Source organism: Lysobacter sp. TAB13, from assembly GCF_052113885.1.
Taxonomy (GTDB): Bacteria; Pseudomonadota; Gammaproteobacteria; order Xanthomonadales; family Xanthomonadaceae; genus Lysobacter; species Lysobacter gummosus.
This window is the reverse complement of sequence record NZ_JBFRDR010000002.1, coordinates 130,082-147,137: the sequence shown is the minus strand read 5'-3', so window position 1 is coordinate 147,137 and position 17,056 is coordinate 130,082. Positions and strand designations below refer to the sequence as shown.

13 protein-coding genes are annotated in these 17,056 nt (G+C 66.7%); 4 read left to right on the top strand and 9 right to left on the bottom strand.

What is annotated here, in order from left to right; all coding sequences use genetic code 11:
- Window positions 1–44: 44 nt before the first annotated feature.
- The 3 genes from AB4Y92_RS03405 (at window position 45) to AB4Y92_RS03395 (ending at window position 1,908) form a co-directional block, all read left to right on the top strand.
- Complete coding sequence (locus AB4Y92_RS03405; RefSeq protein WP_441818372.1) at window positions 45–725, top strand: hypothetical protein; 681 nt, start codon at window positions 45–47, stop codon at window positions 723–725.
- 99 nt (window positions 726–824) lie between these two features.
- Window positions 825–1,448: an SCO family protein gene (locus AB4Y92_RS03400; protein WP_441818371.1), complete on the top strand. Its 624-nt coding sequence runs from the start codon at window positions 825–827 to the stop codon at window positions 1,446–1,448.
- A gap of 7 nt (window positions 1,449–1,455) precedes the next feature.
- Window positions 1,456–1,908 (top strand): copper chaperone PCu(A)C, encoded by a 453-nt coding sequence (locus tag AB4Y92_RS03395; protein WP_441818370.1) that lies wholly within the window; start codon window positions 1,456–1,458, stop codon window positions 1,906–1,908.
- A gap of 141 nt (window positions 1,909–2,049) precedes the next feature.
- Here AB4Y92_RS03395 and AB4Y92_RS03390 read toward each other — a convergent pair whose 3' ends face one another.
- A complete protein-coding gene (locus AB4Y92_RS03390; RefSeq protein WP_441818369.1) occupies window positions 2,050–2,643 on the bottom strand; it encodes a response regulator transcription factor in 594 nt (197 codons plus the stop codon).
- A gap of 184 nt (window positions 2,644–2,827) precedes the next feature.
- Window positions 2,828–5,428, bottom strand: coding sequence for a glycoside hydrolase family 3 N-terminal domain-containing protein (locus AB4Y92_RS03385; protein WP_441818368.1), 2,601 nt, complete (start codon window positions 5,426–5,428; stop codon window positions 2,828–2,830).
- Between the two features lie 133 nt (window positions 5,429–5,561).
- Here AB4Y92_RS03385 and AB4Y92_RS03380 point away from each other — a divergent pair, with 133 nt between their 5' ends.
- A complete protein-coding gene (locus AB4Y92_RS03380; protein WP_057941196.1) occupies window positions 5,562–6,587 on the top strand; it encodes a LacI family DNA-binding transcriptional regulator in 1,026 nt (341 codons plus the stop codon).
- A gap of 125 nt (window positions 6,588–6,712) precedes the next feature.
- On the opposite strand, the gene AB4Y92_RS03375 is transcribed toward AB4Y92_RS03380, so the two are convergent.
- The 7 genes from AB4Y92_RS03375 to AB4Y92_RS03345 all read right to left on the bottom strand — a co-directional run bounded on the left by AB4Y92_RS03375 (window position 6,713) and on the right by AB4Y92_RS03345 (window position 17,003).
- Window positions 6,713–8,275 (bottom strand): sodium/sugar symporter, encoded by a 1,563-nt coding sequence (locus tag AB4Y92_RS03375; RefSeq protein ID WP_441818367.1) that lies wholly within the window; start codon window positions 8,273–8,275, stop codon window positions 6,713–6,715.
- Window positions 8,276–8,669: 394 nt separating this feature from the next.
- Window positions 8,670–11,312, bottom strand: a complete 2,643-nt coding sequence (locus tag AB4Y92_RS03370) for a TonB-dependent receptor (RefSeq protein ID WP_441818366.1) — start codon at window positions 11,310–11,312, stop codon at window positions 8,670–8,672.
- Between the two features lie 543 nt (window positions 11,313–11,855).
- On the bottom strand, window positions 11,856–13,253 hold the full coding sequence (locus tag AB4Y92_RS03365; protein ID WP_441818365.1) for a S8 family peptidase: 1,398 nt from the start codon (window positions 13,251–13,253) through the stop codon (window positions 11,856–11,858).
- Between the two features lie 498 nt (window positions 13,254–13,751).
- Window positions 13,752–15,095, bottom strand: coding sequence for an ammonium transporter (locus AB4Y92_RS03360; RefSeq protein WP_441818583.1), 1,344 nt, complete (start codon window positions 15,093–15,095; stop codon window positions 13,752–13,754).
- Window positions 15,096–15,159: 64 nt separating this feature from the next.
- On the bottom strand, window positions 15,160–15,498 hold the full coding sequence (locus AB4Y92_RS03355) for a P-II family nitrogen regulator (RefSeq protein WP_057941192.1): 339 nt from the start codon (window positions 15,496–15,498) through the stop codon (window positions 15,160–15,162).
- Window positions 15,499–15,535: 37 nt separating this feature from the next.
- Window positions 15,536–16,345 carry a TorF family putative porin gene (locus AB4Y92_RS03350; protein WP_441818364.1) on the bottom strand — a complete coding sequence of 270 codons (810 nt, stop codon included), beginning with the start codon at window positions 16,343–16,345 and terminating at the stop codon, window positions 15,536–15,538.
- A gap of 199 nt (window positions 16,346–16,544) precedes the next feature.
- Window positions 16,545–17,003 carry a GNAT family N-acetyltransferase gene (locus AB4Y92_RS03345; RefSeq protein WP_441818363.1) on the bottom strand — a complete coding sequence of 153 codons (459 nt, stop codon included), beginning with the start codon at window positions 17,001–17,003 and terminating at the stop codon, window positions 16,545–16,547.
- Between the last annotated feature and the right edge of the window lie 53 nt (window positions 17,004–17,056).

Below are 17,056 nucleotides of genomic sequence, written 5' to 3'. Positions count from 1 at the left end.
TGGGCTAGGCTACCGATCTCCCCACTGCCCGCCTGCGTTGCGCCGTGACCGACGCCGTTCCCTCTCCCGAAGCCTTGCGCGCCGCCGCCGACCGGCTGATTTCGGCCCTGGCCGCGCACAGCGACCCCGAGTACCGGCTGACGGTGCTCAAGCGGGTCGTGCGCCGGCTCGGCGAGGAACGCTATCCCTTGTTCATCCGCCTGCTCGGCGTGGTCGCCGAAAGCGACGACGCCCGCGCCCAGCGCCTGCTCGCGGACACCTTCGGCACCGCGTTGCGGCGCATGGACCTGCCCGGCGGCGCCTTGAGCTCCTGGGGCGCCACCCGCCTGCCCGATTCCACCGGCCCGGTCGCGGTCAGCGCCTTGTCCGGGCATTTCTTCGGCGCCACGCCGCGGCGCCTGCTCGGGCCGGTCGAATACCTGACCGTGTGGCATCTGCAGCGCACCCAGCGCACCGCGCTGGGCGCGGACACCTTCCGCACCGCGCTGTCGCGGCTGATCGCTCTGCTCAACCGCAGCGAAGACGCGCGCACGCTGTATCCGCAGAAGCTCGCCTCCGATGCGCAGAACGAACTCGAAGGCGCCTACACCCGCGCCACCCGCGAGCGGCTGGCGGCGATCGCCGCGGCCTGGCGCGCGGGCAAATCGCCCGATGCGGTGGCGCAGGCCGCGCTCGATACCGACGCCTCGCCGCATCCCAGCGGTTGGGTGGTTCGCGACTTGTAAGCCCGCGGCGATAGCGCACCGGCGCCTGCGACACTGGGCCACATCCGCGCCCGCAACGACGGTGCTGCAATGCGGTCTTCCGCATCTTCGAGGTGAATCGTGCGCGATCACCGCATTACGTCCGTCCTCGCTCATCGGCATGACCGCACGCGCCGTCGCCTGCTCGCCGGCCTGGGCGCGGCGACGCTGCTGTCGGCCTGCGGCCGCGCCGCGCCGTTGTCGCTGCACGGCATCGACCTGAGCCATCGCAGCGGTTTCGGCCACGATTTCCGCCTGTTCGATCCGCAAGGCCGGGCGCGCACGCTGGCCGATTTCCGCGGCAAGATCGTGCTGTTGTTCTTCGGCTTCACCCTGTGCCCCGACGTATGCCCGACCGCGCTGACCCGCGCCGTGCAGATCCGCAAACTGCTCGGCCGCGACGGCGAGCGCTTGCAGGTGGTCTTCATCACCCTGGACCCCGATCGCGACACGCCTAAGGTCTTGCAGGCCTACACCCAGGCCTTCGATCCGAGTTTTCTCGGCCTGACCGCCGACGCGCAAACCATCGACGCGACCGCGAAGGCCTTCCGCGTGGTCTACGCCAAGGTGCCGACCGGTTCGACCTACACCATCGACCATTCGGCCTTGAGCTATGTCTACGACGCCGAAGGCGCACTGCGCATGGCGTTGCGGCACGAGCAAAGCGCGGCCGATTGCGTCCATGACATTCGCCAGATCCTGTGAGGCCGGCATGACTTCGATCCATTCCCTCGCCGCGCTCGCGGCCGCGGTATTGCTGAGCGCATCGGCCGCGGTGTCGGCGCAAGTGACGGTGGACGCGCCGTGGGTGCGCGCCACCGTGCCCCAGCAACAAGCCACTGGCGCCTTCATGCGCCTGACCGCGGCGCGCGACCTGCGTCTGGTCGCGGCGCGCTCGTCGGTGGCGCGGACCACCGAAGTGCACGAGATGGCGATGCAGGGGCAGATGATGCGCATGCGCCAGGTTCCGGAGCTGGCCTTGCCGAAAGGCCGCGCCGTCGCGCTGGTGCCGGGCGGCTATCACATCATGCTGATCGATCTGAAGCGGCCGTTGAGCGCGGGCGAACAGGTCGCGATCACGCTGGTGTTCGCCAATGGGCAGGGCAAGCGCAGTGAGCAGCTTGTGCAAGCCCCGGTGCGGCCGCTGGGCGCCGCGGCGCCCTGAGCAAGCTTTTTGCTTTGCTGTAGGAGGGAGCTTTAGCCCCGATGCTTTTGGCTCAGCTCGCGATGGATTCCGGCAATCGGAGCCAAAAGCATCGGGGCTAAAGCTCCCTCCCACAAAGCTCTATCCACAAAACCTTCGTACCTATAAGCCGATCAAACTGCGCTCCGGCCCCGGCCGCTTGCCGAGCTTGCGCTGCAAGGACCGCCGATGCATGCCGAGCAAGCGCGCGGTCGCGGAAATATTGCCGCCGGTATCGTTGAGCGCCTGCTGGATGTGCTCCCACTCCAAGCGCCGCAGCGGCGTCATCGTGTCGGGCGCTTCCGCCACGGCCGGCGCGTCGGCCGATTCCAATCCCAACGCGCCCAGGATCGCCGCCACGCTGGCCGGCTTGGGCAGATAGTCGTCGGCGCCGCGCTTGATCGCATCCACCGCGGTGGCGACGCTGGCGTAACCGGTGACCAGCACGATCCGCATCTGCGCATGCAACTCGCGCAGCGGCCGGATCAGCTGCAGCCCCGACTCGCTGCCCAGCTTGAGGTCGATCAAGGCGAACGAAGGCGGCTGCGCCATCGCCAGATCCAGCGCCTGCCGCACGCCGGCGGCGGTGCGCGCCTCGATGCCGCGTCGCGCCAGGCTGCGCTGCAAGGTCGCGGTGTAGGCCGCGTCGTCGTCCACGATCAAACCGCTCACGGCATGCCCGTTGATCGCGGCGCGGGAGAAAGTCGTTGCGTTCATGCGCCGCATCCTAATCCCGCCGCCGCGCGGCGGGACTGCGGCAAACTGCCACAGGACAAACTGTCCATGGCTGTGCTGGACGGCGGAATTCCGCCATCGCCCTTCTCCCGCGAACGGAAGAAGGGCGATCGCCTCGCGCCGCCGAAACGGCGGCGCGGGCTACCGCTTCAATGCACGCCGGCCGTCACTGCCGCTTGCAATCCACCACCTGCTCGGCATCGGTGCCGTAGGCGACTTCGTGCAGCGTGATCGAAGTTCCCTTCGACGCCTGCAAACCGAACGGAACCTCCAGCTTGCCCATGTCGGCGCCGGCCGCGCGCACGCACTTCAGCGGAATGCCGATGCGCTGCCACTGCCCGCGCGGCAAGCCGCGCAAAATATCGCCGAGCGGCATCTTCGCTTCGCACTTCGGGCCGGTGCACACCGCGATCAGATTGGTATCGCCGGCGCCGACCGAATCGACCTTGAGCGTGATCAACAGCTGCACATCGCCGTTGGTTTCGCGCACCAGCTCCATCGGCGTATCGGCCACCCATTCCACGCGCGCATCGCCCTTCCAATCGATACGCCAGGCGTCTTCCTGCGCCTTGTAATCGACCGCCGACACCGCCACCGCGCCGTCGGCGGTGGCCAGCGGCGGCTTGATCGCATCGGCGCGCTTGCCCTGCGAATCCACGCGCAGCTTCCAGCCGCGCGGCAATGCGCCGCGGCCGAGGAACTGCATCGCGCGCTGATCGATATCGGCCGTGCCCGGATCTTCCGCGAGCGCGCCGACCTTGCCCGGCTTGGCGTAGCTCAAGCCGTAACCGAAGGCGAACTGCGGCGAATAGTCCTTGTCGCCGACATTGGCGATCTGCACCGCCGTGCGCGGCCACGAATACGACAGCTTGCCCTTGAAGTCGTGAGCGACGCCGCCGGCGCCATTGCGCAGCAACACATCGGCGATGCCGCCGCCTTCCGAACCCGGCAGCCACGCGGCGACGAAGGCATCGGAGGCGTTAATCTCGCGATTGACCCACAACGGCCGTCCGGAAAGGAATACGCTCACCACCGGGATGCCGTAGGCCTTGAGCCGCTTGATCGTTTCCAGCTCGGGATTGCGCGTCGGCCGGAACGTCACCGTGCGCAGATCGCCTTGGAATTCGGCGTAAGGATCTTCGCCATAGACGAAGATCGCCACGTCCGGCTTGGTCTTGTACTTGCCGTCCGCGGCCAGTTCGGCCTGTCCGCCGGCGGCCTGGATCTGCTCGCGCAGTCCGCTCCAGATCGACTGCGCATGCGGGAAATCGCTGGCTTTCAGCCCGGTTCCCTGCCAGTTCAAGGTCCAGCCGCCGGACTGCTTGGGCAGGTTGTCGGCGCCTTCGCCGAGCACCAGCACACGCGCCTTGGGCGAGATCGGCAGCACGCCGCTGTCGTTCTTCAACAGCACCAGCGACTCGCGCACGGCCTGGCGCGCGATCGCGCGATGCTCGGCGCTGCCGAGCAATTCGAACTTGCCGCCGAGCGGCCGCTGCGACGGCGCGCCGGCTTCGAACAAGCCCAGACGCAGCTTCACCCGCAGGATGCGGGTCACCGCATCGTCCAGGCGCGCCATCGAAATCTCGCCGCTTTTGACCTGCTTGAGCGCGTTGTCGTAGTAACCGCGCCAACTGTCGGGCGCCATCAGCATGTCCACGCCGGCGTTGAACGCAGCCGCGCAATTGTCGTTGCTGCAACCGGTCACCTGGCCGTGCGCGTTCCAGTCGCCGATCACGAATCCGTCGAAGCCCATGCGCTGCTTGAGCACGCCGGTCAGCAAGGCCTTGTTGCCGTGCATCTTCTGGCCTTGCCAGCTGGAGAACGAGGCCATCACCGTCTGCGCGCCGGCCTTCAACGCCGGCGGATAACCGGCACCGTGGATGTCGCGCAGTTCCTGTTCGCTGATTTTGGCATCGCCCTGGTCGCGGCCTTCGAAGGTGCCGCCGTCGGCGAGGAAGTGCTTGGCCGAGGCGATCACATGACTGCCGTCGAGGAACTGCTTGGTCCCGATCTTGCCCTGCAGGCCCTCGATCGCGGCGGCGGCGTAGCTGGCGACCACGCGCGGATCCTCGGAGTAACCCTCATAAGTGCGGCCCCAGCGATCGTCGCGCGGCACCGTCAGGGTCGGCGCGAAGGTCCACTCCATGCCGGTGGTGCGCACCTCGGCCGCGGTCGCCGCGCCGATCCGCCGGATCAGCTCGGGATTGCGCGTGGCGCCCAGGCCGATGTTGTGCGGGAACAAGGTCGCACCGATCAGATTGTTATGGCCGTGCACCGCGTCGATGCCGAAGATGATCGGCACGGCGACCTTGCCGTCGCTGTCGTCCATCGAGGCTTTATAGAATTTGTCCGCCACATCCAGCCATTCCTGCGGCGCCGCGGCGTAGTTTCCGCCCGGCTCGGAGATGCCGCCGGGCTCGGAATTGCCGCCGGCCAGCACCGAGCCGATGTGGTATTTGCGCACGTCCTCGGGCGTGGCGCTGTTGATGTCGGCCTGGACGATCTGGCCGACCTTCTCTTCCACGCTCATCTTCGCCAGCAGATCGGCGATGCGTTTTTCCAGGCGGGCGTCGCGCGCGATCGGCGGTTTCAGGGCGGCCCAATGCGCTGGGGCCACGGTCGCGGCGGCCGCCGGCGCCCCGTCGGCCGCCGCCAGCCCGGGCAGCAGGGCCAGCGCCAGCGCGCAGACCAGCCGCCGGCGCCGGGGATATCGCGATTGGATCGAAAGAATCGCTGCGCGCTCGTGTGCGCTAAGCTCTGCGTTCATGCACTGCTCCTGGTGGCCTGAAAACGACGCGCGGCTTGCGCATGAAAATAGCGAAAGCCGGGCGAAATGGATGAGTATTGGCCGCGCGTTCTGGCAAAATACGCGTAACGCGCAGCAAGGGAAACGACCGGTTATGCGGGTTCGCATCGAAGATGTGGCGGAAGCGGCGGGCGTGTCGATGAAGACCGTCTCGCGCGTGCTCAATCAAGAGCCCAACGTCAGCGAGGACACGCGCAAGCGCGTGGAAGCCGCCGCGCGCAAGCTGCAATACCGGCCCAATCCGTCGGCGCGCAGCCTCGCCGGACAGCGCTCGTTCCTGGTCGCGCTGCTGTACGACAACCCGTCCAGCAACTATCTGATGGAAGTGCAGGCCGGCATGCTCGATGCCTGCATCGCCCAGCACTACAACCTGATGCTGGCGCCGGTCACCTACGGCGAGCGCAAGTTCCTCGCCCACGTGGACGAGATCATCCAGCACTCGCGCGCCGACGGCCTGGTGCTGACGCCGCCGCTCACCGACCACCCCGGCCTGATGAAGCGCCTGGGCCAGCTCGGCATTCCCTACGCCAACATCTCGCCGAAGCTGCGCGGCGGGCGCATCGGCGTGGTGCTCGACGAAGAACGCGCGGTGCGCGAAATGATGGCGCACCTGGTCTCGCTCGGGCACCGGCGTATCGCCCACATCAAGGGCCATCCCGAACACGGCGCCAGCCAGTGGCGCTTGAACGGTTACCGCGACGGCCTGGCCGCGGCCGGCATCGAGTTCGATCCGGGACTGGTGGTGGAAGGCGACTTCCACTACGACACCGGCGCGATCTGCGCCCAGCGCCTGCTGCTCATGGACAACCCGCCGACCGCGATCTTCGCCGCCAACGACGACATGGCCGCCGGCACCATCCGCACCGCCAGCGAAATGGGCCTGTCGATTCCCGGCGACGTGTCGGTGTGCGGCTTCGACGACACGCCGATCTCGCGGCAGATTTATCCGCCGCTGACCACGGTGCGCCAGCCCACCCGCGAAATGGGCCGGCTGGCGACCAATGAATTGTTCAAGCGGATCAAGGCGCCCGACGGCGGCCAGATGATCACCGCCGGCTACGAGCTGCAGCTGCGCCAGTCCACCGGGCCGATCGACAAGGGCCGCGCGCGGCGGCGCTGAAATCGCTTGAGCCGAATCCGACGCCGCGGCGTCGGACTCGATCGCGATCGCGATCGCATTAGTTTGCGCGCGCACCGCGCCCTCACGCACGACGCGCGAAGCCTGGATGCTGCGCGCCCCCGCCTTCACCAGAACAGCGCGTACAGCGCGATCAGAATCGCGACCACGGCGATCGCGGCGACGTTGAACGAGGGCGTGGTGGCGTAGCTGACGCCGTCGCTCTGGATGCGGTCGTGGCCGGCGCCGGAGCGCGTCGACAGCGACACGATCACCGCCAGCGCCGCGGCCAGCACGAACACCACGCCGACGCGGTTGACGAACGGAAGTTCCGGCCATGCCAGCTTCAGCGCCACCGACAGCACGAACGAACCGATCGCCGCGGCCAGCGCGCCGGCTTCGTTGGCGCGCTTCCAGAACAGGCCGAACAGGAAGATCACCACGATGCCCGGAGTGAAGAAGCCGGTGTATTCCTGGATGTACTGGAAGCCCTGATCGAAGCCGCCGATCAGCGGACGCGCGGTGACGATGGCGATGGCGATCGCGATCGCCGCGGCGATGCGGCCCACCCTCACCAGCCGCTGTTCGCTCGCCTGCGGCCGGTACTTGGCGTAGAAATCCAGGGTGAAGATGGTCGCGACCGAATTGATCTTCGAGGCCAGCGAAGCGACGATCGCCGCCACCAGCGCCGCGAACACCAGGCCCAACACGCCGCTGGGCAGCAGCGACATCATCGCTGGATACGCATCGTCGGAACGCTTCAGGCCCGGCGCCAGCATCACCGCGGCGATGCCCGGCAGCACGACGATGATCGGCAGGATGATCTTCAGAGCGGCGGCGAACACGATGCCCTTCTGCGCCTCGCGTAAGTCCTTGGCCGCCAGCGCGCGCTGGATGATGTACTGGTTGAAGCCCCAGTAACTCACGTGCATCACCCACAGGCCGCCGAGCAGCACGCCGATGCCGGGCAGGTCCTTGTAGTGCGGATTGTCGGGCGACAGGATCATCTTGAAGTGATCCGGATGGGTCGCGATCAGCTTGTTGAAACCGGCGATCACGCCGGCGCCGTCGCCGATCTTGCTCAGGGTCAGGCCGGCGACCAGCAGGCCGCCGAGTACCAGCAAGGTCACCTGCACGATGTCGGTCAGCGCGACCGCCTTCAGGCCGCCGTAGAGCTGATACGCCAGCGCGAACGCGCCGAGCAAGGCCAGCGCCAGCATCTGGTCCATGCCGGTGACTTGCGAGACCGCCAGCGAACCCAGCCACACGATCGAGGTGAGGTTCACGAACACGTACAGGCCGAGCCAGAACACCGCCATCAGCGTGCGGATGCGGTTGCCGTAACGCTCCTGCAGGAACTGCGGCATGGTGTAGATGCCGTTGCGCAGGAACACCGGCAGGAAGAATTTGCCGACCACCAGCAAGGTGGCCGCCGCCATCCATTCGTAAGACGCGATCGCAAGGCCCAGCGCGTAGCCCGAGCCGGACATGCCGATGATCTGTTCGGCGGAGATATTGGCCGCGATCAGCGAGGCGCCGATCGCCCACCACGGCAACGCCTTGCTCGCCAGGAAGTAGTCCTTCGCGGTTTTCTCGTGCCCGGATTTTTCGCGCGAGACCCATTGCGCGAGAGCGAACACGCCGGCGAGGTAGATCAGGACGATCAGGGTATCGAGCAAGGGAAGTTTCATGGAGCTCCGCTGGGTCTGGCGGGGTTGAGGGGGCGTTGCTCGTGCGCGGTGCTTTGTTGCTGGTGTTGCTGGTGTTGCTGGTGCTGCTGGTGCTGCTGGTGCTGCTGTGTGTTGTTGCTTAGTGATGCTGCGTGAGTATCAGCCGCATCGCATCTATCAGACCGTCATTCCCGCGAAAGCGGGAATCCAGGGCCTTTCGTGCGAGAACCTTTGAAGTCGCTGGATTCCCGCGTTCGCGGGAATGACGTACTGGAAGGATGACTCTGAAGTCTCTGGATTCCCGCCTTCGCGGGAATGACGACCTGTACAGACACCCCGCCCCCCGGCCCCGCGCACCGTGGGGGTACGCGCGCGGAAGCCGGAGCGGCGAGGGTGGGACGCGGCGACGCCGTCATCAGAAGTTCCAGCGCACCCGCACGCCGTAGCTGCGCGCGTCGTTGAGGAAGCGCGTGTTCACGCCCGAACCCACCAGCGCCTTCTGCGATACGTCTTTGTTCGTCAGGTTGCTGCCCCAGGCCTCCACCCGCCAGGCGCCGCTGAGCGAGCTGAAACCGATGCCGGCGTTGATCTGGGTGAAGCCCTTCTGCTTGTCCGGGAAACCGGCGGTGGTCGCGTCCTCGACCCGGGCCACCGCGCCGGACGCGTCGCGCAGGAAGGTCACGTCGCGGTCGTTGTACTGGGTCAGGAAGAACGAAGATCGATGCGCGGCCAGGATCTGCCAGTCGAAGGTGCCGCGGCTGAAATCGATCGCCTGCTGCAGGCGCGCGTTGAAGGTGAACTCCGAGGACAGCGGCAACTCGTTGCCGGTCAAGTCGATCTGCGAGGTGATGCCGCCGTTGCTGTAATCCTGGCTGCGCACGTCGGCAACCACGCCCTGCTTGATCTCGGTCTTCAGATACAGCGCGCTGAGGTCGAGGGTGAATCCGGCGCCGAAGCGCAGCCGGCTCTCGGCCTCGATGCCGTACAGCTCGGACTTGCCGACGTTGCGGTTGACCAGGGCGAAGCCGTTCGGCTTGCCGTCCGGGTCGAACGCGATCACGGTCAGGTCCTGAAACACCTGATCCTGGTAGTCGTAGTAGAAACCGCTGACGTTGAAGGTCGACGTGCGCCCGAAGAATTCGAACGAGTTCTTCGAACCGATCTCCAGCGCCGTCAGTTCTTCCGGCTTGTAGGTTTCCGGAATGACATTGACGTCGAAGCTGTCGTTGAAGCCGCCGGCCTTGTGGCCGGTGGAGACGGTCGCGTACAGCAGGTTGCGATCGCTCAGGTCGTACTCGAAGCCCAGGCGCCAGTCGAGGAAATCGAATGCGCTCGAACCGTGCTGCTCGGAGGGAATGCCGAGCGAGATGAAACTGTGCTGGCCGTTAGCCGGGCAGTTGACGGTGTTGCCGCCGATGTCGGGACGATCGATGCAGGTGCCGTTCGGACGGCTACCATCGACGATGCCCTGCAACTGCTGCTGCATCGTGTCGCGCGCGCCGGCGCGCAGGATGCCGTCCAGCAGATAGCGCGCCTTGTCGGCGTTGGTGACCAAGCCGGTGGTGTGGAAGCTGGGGCGATTGAGCAAGCTCGGCATGAAGCCTTCCGTGCCCAGGCGGGTCTGGAACACGCCGCCGTCGCCGCCCAGGCCGATCGTCCAGTTGCCGCCGATGCCGTCGCGCGACTTGCGCTCGTCGGTGTAGCGCAGGCCGCCCTTCACGCGCAGGCGATCGTTGACGTCGAAGGTGCCGTCGCCGAACACCGCCCACGATTTGCCGTCGACATCGGGCATGGTGAATTCGGTGCCCGAGTAGAACGCGCCCTTGTCGGCCAGCGCCATGAAGCCGACCTGCTGCTTCTCGTGGAAGTAGAAGCCGCCGGTGGTCCAGCGAAAGCGCGCATCGTCGTCGGACGACAGGCGCAGCTCGTGGGTCTGCGATTGCGAACGCGCCTGCAGATAGTTGGTGCCGAAGTTGTCGTAGTCGATGCCGCCCCAGGTCCCCGGCTGACCCGGCGGACGCTCGCGCAGATCGCGGCCCGGCCAGGTGTTGCCTTCGGCGGCGGAGTTGATCTGGAAATAATCGACGTCGCGATAGCTGCCGTTGTATTCCAGGTTCACGCCGCCGAAGTCGTAGCGCACCGTGCCCTGGAAACCCCACAGCTTGTTATCGACCTTGCCCTGTACGCCGCGATACACCACCGAGCGCATGTCGATGTCGTCGGGCTTGAAGCCGGCCCTGGCCGCTTCGAACACGCCCGCGCCCGGATAGCCGGTGCCCAGCTCGCGGCCGACGTCGAGCATGGCGAACACCGACAGCTTGTCGTCGGGCTCGTACAGGAACGACAGGCGTCCGGCGCTGTCGTCCTGGATGCCGGCCGGTTGGATGTGCTGCCACAGGCCGGCGTTCTTGAAGCCGGCTTCCTTCTCGACGTGATAGCCGGCGAAGCGCAACGCGGCGTATTCGCCCAGCGGAAAATTCACCGCGGTCTCGTAACCCTTCTGGTCGCGGTTGCCGACCTCGCCCTGCACATAGCCGCTGAAGTCGCCGCCCAGTTCGGGCTTCTTGGTGATGATGTTGAGCGTGCCGGCCAACGCGTTGCGGCCGCGCAGGGTGCCTTGCGGGCCCTTGTTGATCTCCACGCGTTCCAGGTCGTAGAACATCGCGCCCAGGCCGCGCGGACGCGGGATGTAGGCGCCGTTGACGTGCGGCGCGGCGCCCGGGTCGCCGAGTTCGGTGTTGTTCGACGAACCCACGCCGCGTATGAAGACTTCGGTCGCGCCTTCCTGGTTGGCGATGCTCAGGCCCGGCACGGCGACCTGGATCTGGCGCAGTTCGTTGTTGATGCCCAGCCCGCGCAGATCGTCCTGCGACAGGGCCTGCGCGGTGCCGGCGAATTTCTGCAGACTCTGCGCGCGGCGTTCGACGGTGACGATCACCGAATCCAGATCGGTCGCGTCCTTGCCGGCGGCCGACTCGCGCGCGGGCGCGTCGGCGGGCGCGGCGTCCTGGGCGGCGGCGTTGCTGGCGATCAGTGCGGCGAAGACGGCAAGGCTCAACCTCGAACAGCGGTTACGCACGGTCATCAGAACATCCCCTCCCCGGGGCCGGCTTCGCGGCCGATCATGTTGTGGGTGTCGCGGCGAATCCGGCGCTCACGCTCCGTGGGAGCCGGCCGGTGGTGCGGGACAGCTTGTAGCGCGGCTATGACAGCGCTGTCAACAAAACGGACAGCATGCGGCAGCGCAGCATGGTTGCGCGCGACAACTGTCGTTGCCGCGCAGAAGGCAGCGTGGTCGGGCGGTTGCGTGATGCGAATCACGCGCACGGCCCGTTCATGCGTGCCTTGCGCGCATTCGCCGCTTCGATGAAGACGGCAGGTTTAGACCAAAGTCGCGCCGGCGCGCATGTGCGAGCGCAGGCAAGAGAATTTCCGGTCGGGCGCCGGATTGCGCAATGCATCACCGCCGATGCGCTCGGCGCCGGAGAGGGCGCGGCGGCACAACGAAGAACCCCGGCCGAAGCCGGGGTTCAAGATCGCCAGTGCGATCGTTCGCTTCAAGCGCGGCCCGGCCGTTGCCGCCGGCCGGTTCTCGCCGCGATCACGGCGTGGCGTCGGTGGCCTTGTCCGCGTTGACGATGCCCGAGCCGATCGCCGGGCTCTGCACCACCGGGAACGGGGTGATGTTCGCCACCGCCTTGATGATCGCCTCGGCCTGCGCCGGCGTGCGGTCGACACCCGGCTTGGATTGCATCAGCGCGACCACGCCGGCCACGAACGGCGAAGACATCGACGTGCCGCTGTAGCTCGCATAGCTCGCCGCGCCCGGCACGGTGGTGCCCGAGTTGAGCGTCGACAGAATGCTTTGACCCGGCGCGGCCACATCCACCAGCGGCCCCCAGTTGGAGAAGCTGGCGCGCACGCCGGCCGAGGTGGTCGCGCCGACCGTGATCACGTTGGCGCAGCTGGCCGGCTGGAAGCCCGCAGCGTTGGCGTTGTTGTTGCCGGCCGCCACCACCACGGTCACGCCGCGCGACACCGCGCCGTTGATCGCGGTCTGGAAGGTCGAGCTGCACGCGCCGCCGCCGCCCAGGCTCATGTTGATCACCGTGGCCTTGTTGACGCCGACCGCGGGCACGCCGCTGACGGTACCGCCCGACGCCCAGGTGATCGCATCGGCGATATCCACCAGCGTGCCGCCGCAGGCGCCGAGCACGCGCGCGCTGAGCACCTTGGCCTTGAACGCGGTGCCGGCCACGCCGACCGCGTTGTTGGTCACCGCCGCGGCGATGCCGGTCACGTGAGTGCCGTGCCAGCTCGAATTGGTCGCGGGGAAACCGGCGCCGCACTGGCCGGCGGTGGTCCAGTCGCCCTGGTCGGCCGGATTGGCGTCGCGGCCGTTGCCGTCGCGCGCGGCGGTGGCGTTGCTGATGAAGTCGTAACCGGTGGGCGAGGTCAGATTCTGCGCGAGGTCGGGATGGCTGGTGATGCCGGTGTCGATCACCGCGATGATCTTGCCCTGGCCCTGATAGGTGTTGTCCCACGCGGTATTGGCGCGGATGCCCCAGGTGCCGCCCAGGCCGAACTGCGAGGGATAGCTGGGATCGTTCGGGGTCAGCGCCGGGTAGAACATCGAGTTGGGTTCGATGTATTCGACATCGGGATTGGCCGCGATCTGCTGCATCAGCGTGGTCGCTTCGACCACGTCGAGCGGACGGTTGACTTCGATCAGCTCGCCGCCGGTCGATACCGCGCGCACGTGCTTGATCGTCAATCCCTTCTGCCCCAGCGTGCCGACCGCGGTGCTGAGCTGGCGCTGCAGATCCAGGCCCTTGGGCGTGCCGGACTTGTACGCGACGATGAAACCGGCGACCGGCTGCTGAGGATCCAGGCTGGTCAGATTGACGCGGTCGGCGGCGAAGGCCGGCGCGGTGGCGATGACGGAAACGGTGGCGGCCGCCAGCAGGTGCAGGCGGAAATACTTGGATTGCTGAGCCATTGCGAAACTCCCGTGAGGTTTCGTTGAGCCGCAGAATGCGGCGGAACCGTCCTGGTCCCCTCTCGCGATCGAGCCTGTTTGGAATGACGTTGCCTTACGCGAGCGCGTCCGGACGTGTCGGCGGACAGCGCTATGTCCGCGTTAGGCAGACTAGGCGGAAATATTTATTCGACAATGCGTAAAAGACTATTCGTCACACCGCGTTCGTTGATGCGGATCATGGATTGCGCATCGGCGACTGCGCCGGTTGCATGAACCGGCGCGCGAGCGCGCAAGCGGCGAAAAGCAAACTGCGACGCGCATTGTGAAGCGGCGATAGCGCTTGAATCGTGCGGAAATCGATTACCCAACTCAGAGTTGTGCGGTGGCCGGATCGGTGGGCCGCAAGAAAAAAAATGGACTCGGGCTTGCGCCGGAATCCATTCGATCTTGCCCGCAAAGCGCATCGCGCGCGCCCGCCTCAACCCCTCCCCCGCGCACGGGAGAGGGGTTCGCCGATCAGCTCTCGTACGCCGACTCGCCGTGCGTGGTGATGTCCAGGCCTTCGCGTTCGGCTTCTTCCGGCACGCGCAGGCCGATCACCAGCTTGACGATCGCGAACGCGACCACCGACACCACGCCCGACCACACGATGGTGATGCCGACGCCGAGCGCCTGCACGCTCAGCTGCGAAGCGATGCTGTCGTTGCCCGCGCCGAAACCGAAGCCGCCCAGCGACGGCGCGCTGAACACCGCGGTCAGCAACGCGCCGATGATGCCGCCCAGGCCGTGCACGCCGAACACGTCGAGCGCATCGTCCGCGCGCAGCAGGCGCTTGAGCCCGTGCACGCCCCACACGCAGACCGCGCCGGCGATCGCGCCGATGGCGATCGCGCCGAACGGACCGACCGTGCCGCAGGCCGGGGTGATCGCGACCAGTCCGGCGACCACGCCGGAGGCGCCGCCGAGCATCGACGGCTTGCCCTTGATCACCTTCTCCACCAGGCTCCAGGCCAGCGCCGCGGCCGCGGTCGCCAGCAGCGTGTTGAGGAATGCCAACGCCGCGCCCGCGGTCGCTTCCAGGTTGGAGCCGGCGTTGAAGCCGAACCAGCCCACCCACAGCAGCGACGCGCCGATCATGGTGAAGGTGACGTTGTGCGGCTTGATTGCCTCGCGCCCGTAACCCACGCGCTTGCCGACGAAGTAGGCGCCGACCAGACCGGCGACACCGGCGTTGATGTGCACCACCGTGCCGCCGGCGAAGTCGATCGCGCCCTTGGCGAACAAGAAGCCGTCCGGCCCGTACCAGACCATGTGCGCGATCGGCAGATAGGCGAAGGTGAACCACAGCACCGAGAACAGCAGCACCGCCGAGAACTTGATGCGCTCGGCGAAGGCGCCGACGATCAACGCGCCGGTGATGCCGGCGAAGGTCGACTGGAAGGCGATGAACACGTACTCCGGCAGCGACACGCCGGCGCTGAAGGTCGCCGCCAGCGATTCCTTGTTGACGCCCTTGAGGAACAGCTTGTCGAGGTTGCCGATGAACGCGTTGCCGCCGTTGAAGGCCAGCGAGTAACCGTAGACCACCCACAGCAGGACCAGCAGCGAGAACACCGCCAGCACCTGCATCAGCACCGACAGCACGTTCTTGGAGCGCACCAGCCCGCCGTAGAACAGCGCCAGGCCGGGTACGGTCATCAACAGCACCAGCAGGGTCGAGGTCAGCATCCAGGCGACATCGCCTTTATCGACGATGGGTTTCGCAGCGATCGCGGCCGCGGCCGCTTCCTGCGCATGCGCCGGCACGAAAGCGAGCAGCGCCGCCGCCGGCAATGCGCTCCAGGCCAGGGTTCGCAGCATCCGCTCGCGCGAGCGGGGTTCGAGCATCGTGTCGTACTTCATGTTCGTCTCTCGCAGGCAGGGGTCAGAGGGCATCGTCGTCGAGCTCGCCGGTGCGGATGCGCACCGCGCTTTCAACCGGCAGGACCAGGATCTTTCCGTCGCCGACCTTGCCGGTGCGCGCGGCGTTCTGGATCGCTTCCAGCGCGGCGTCGAGCAGGCTCTCGGGCACGGCGCATTCGATCTTCAGCTTGGGCAGGAAATCGACGACGTACTCGGCCCCTCGGTACAACTCGGTATGGCCCTTCTGGCGCCCGAAGCCTTTGACTTCGGTGACGGTGATGCCCGACACGCCGACTTCGGTCAGCGCTTCGCGCACCTCGTCGAGCTTGAACGGGCGGATGATGGCGGTGATCAGTTTCATCTCGCGGCTCCGGTGGTTTCGATCAATGCGCGCGGCGTCAGAACGCCTTGCTAACGGTCAAGGTGAAGGCGCTGTCGGCCAGGAAGTTGTTGTGGGCGTTGGTGTAGAGCGCCTTCTGCGCATCGGTGTCGCTATAGGCCGCGGCCACGGAGAAGCCGCTTTCGAAGGTTTTCGTCACCCCGAGCTTCCAGTCGGTGTATTCGAAGGCCTCGTTGTTCTCGATCCACTGCTTGCCGCCGTGCAGGTTGAGCGTCCAGCCCGGCTGGAAGGTCCAGTTGAGGTTGGCGTCGATATAGCCGCTGCCGTCGGAATCGGCGTAGCCGAACAGGTCGGTGACGGCGTAGGAATACTTCAGGCCGATCGACACCGTTTCGCTGGGCGCGAGCGTGCCGCCCAGATAGATCTCGGTGGTGTTCGGGCTGTTGAAGCCGGACGGGTAGTCGCCCGGGTAGTAGTAGGTCAACACGCCGACGTCGTACGAGAAGATCTCCCCGGCCTTGCCGCGATAGCCCAGATAACCGTCGAGCTCCAGGCTGCTGGAGATGTCGTCGCCGACGACCACCGTGTCCGACAGCCAGCTGATGTTGCTGCCCCAGGCGCCGACGTAGAAACCGCTGTCGTGCGCGTATTCGATACCGCCCTGCAGAGCCGGCTCCTGATTGGTCTGCGAGACCCCGCGAAACAGGTAGTCCGAGGTCAGACTGATCGAGCCCGTGGTTCCGGCGCGCGCTTGCGTAGCCGCGAGCGCGGCGCAACCGAGCGCGAGTGCGAGCGTCGCCTTGGCGACGGCATGGGCGTGCGTCGCGTGAGCGGCGTTGTGGTTTTCAGTCTTGAGATGAGACGACATGACGCAGGCTCCTCATAAGCGGTGGCCCCTCCCCGGTCATTGCGATGTGCGCGGTGATCGCGGAGCGCTTCGTTGGCGCTCTCGCGGTTTTTCGGAAACAAGCCGCCCCGCGGCGGGCCTGGCCCGTCGTGCGTGTCCTCATGGGTTGTGGGTGGAAAACGAAAACGGCCCGGGGCATTCGCCTCGGGCCGTGTGTGGGTTACAACGCTTTGCTCATGAACACGCTGTTGGGATCGTCGCGATATCCGGCGAAGGGCCCGCAGTAGTCGAAGCCGTAACGCGCGTACAGGCTGCGCGCCGGCTCGAATCCATCCATCGAGCCGGTTTCCAGGCTCAGCCGCCGATACTTGCGCCGGCCGGCCTCGCCGAGGATGTGTTCGAGCATCGCCGCGGCGATGCCGCGACGTCGATGCGCGCTGGCGGTGCGCATCGATTTGATTTCCCCGTGCCCATCGTCGAGCCGCTTGAGCGCGCCGCAACCGAGCAGATCATCGCCTTCGCCCCAGGCGCTCCAGAACGTGATGTCCGGATGCTTGAGCCCGTCCAGGTCGAGCGCGTGGATGCTTTCCGGCGGCGAGAGTTCGGCCATGCCCCGCAGGTGTTCGCGCAACAGCGCGATCACTTCGGGATGGTCGAGTTCGCCGGTACGGATGTGCATCGGGCGTTGCTCTCCTGGTTCACGACGGAGCGTGTCATTACTCGGCGTATCGG